The sequence below is a fragment of the Oleiphilus sp. HI0117 genome (assembly GCF_001635235.1).
Map to the genome: position 1 here is coordinate 1 of NZ_LWGA01001363.1, position 1482 is coordinate 1482.

A 1482-nucleotide genomic window follows, 5' to 3' on the forward strand; every position below is an offset into this window, starting at 1 on the left:
GCCTCAACCTCTTCCATCTCGCGATCTAGCTCAAGCTCATGTTCTTTATCTTCTAGCGACACCAACTGCTCATCCAGCATATCTCCGCGGATAGCGCTCGCTTGATCTAAGGCTTCAGAATCCTGAATTGCTTCTAATTCGCTATACTGGCGGTTAAATGCTTCAGTATCACCACTTTGCTTATATACTTCCAGCAACTTCAAGCGCAAGTCTGTTCTAACAGGTTCTTCTGAAATTGCACTTTCAAGAACTGCTGCAGCCTGATCCAGTCTGCCATAGGCAATGTAAACATCAACTTCAGCGATTACATCCTCATTTTCCTCGCCAGAGACGGCAGGCTCTTCTTCAGCAAATAAGTCTTCATCTATGTATTCGTCATCATCTTCAAGAGGGCTATCTAAAGATTCAACTTGCATGCCGTCTTCTTCAGCATCCTGATAATCGTCTTCCGACGATAGCGCATCTTCGCCCTCTTCTTCATATTCAATTTCGTCACTATCGTGCATTGCCTGAAACTCTTGCTCACGCTTAGCGTTATTACGCGAAACCAACCAGAGGACAAACACAACCAGCACAACAACTAGAACAGCAATTGATAAGTAGAGAGGATTACCAACGATCACTTCGATAATGTTCTGCTCAGCCTTAGCTGGCTTGCTTACAGGCATTTCAATAGACTTAGCCTTTTCAACTGCTGGCGATTTCTCAGCAGGTTTCATGCTCTCGGCCTGACCTGCTTGCTCAGTCTTTGGCATCGCTGCAATTTGCTCAGTACTTTCCTTAGCTTCAGCCATAGCGTCTTTTGCGGCTACCGTCTGATCAGAAGCCTCAGCAGCATTTTCAGCAACTGCGTCAGGCATTGCCATCAGCTTATCAGCCTCAGATAGCTCCTCAGTTTCCTGCGCAGCCTTCGCTTCCGCTAGCTCATTGACTCGCATTTGCGTCTGAATATTTGCTAGCTGATCATTCTTTAATGTAAGGAGTCTTTGCAAGGTTTGTAGCTGTTCTTCTAAGTCAGAAACACGACTATTTAACTCTTTATTCTCGATACTCGCTTTATCCAATTTTTCTAGCGTAATCGCTAGCTTCGGATCAGTCTCTTTACCGTTACTGCCGCCTGTTGCAGAGCTACCAGAGTTAGCACTGCTAGCACCGTCGTTTGTCTTTTCAGCAACAACAAGCTTGAGTTCATCACCAGCCCGCTTAACTGCTGGCTGATTAACGTCAGTTTTCGGTGCTTGGCTTGAAGCTACCGACTTCGAGCGTTTGCCTCTCGCAGACTCGTTCTGCGAAATAACTTCTTCTATTGCCTGATGCGTTGAACGCTGCTTAATCTGCTCAAGGCTGGGCAAACGTAGAACCTGACCTGCCTTCAATTTATTGATATTACCCTGAATGAAGGCACCTGGATTTAGGTCCTGGATAGCCAACATAACCTGCTGAGGGCTAACACTTCTATTTGGCCGCGCCTTGATTGCGATA

1 protein-coding gene is annotated in these 1482 nt (G+C 46.1%); it reads right to left on the bottom strand.

From position 1 onward, the window contains the following. A partial coding sequence (locus tag A3757_RS23380; RefSeq protein ID WP_304439215.1) for a FimV/HubP family polar landmark protein occupies positions 1 to 1482 on the bottom strand: 1482 nt, incomplete at both ends.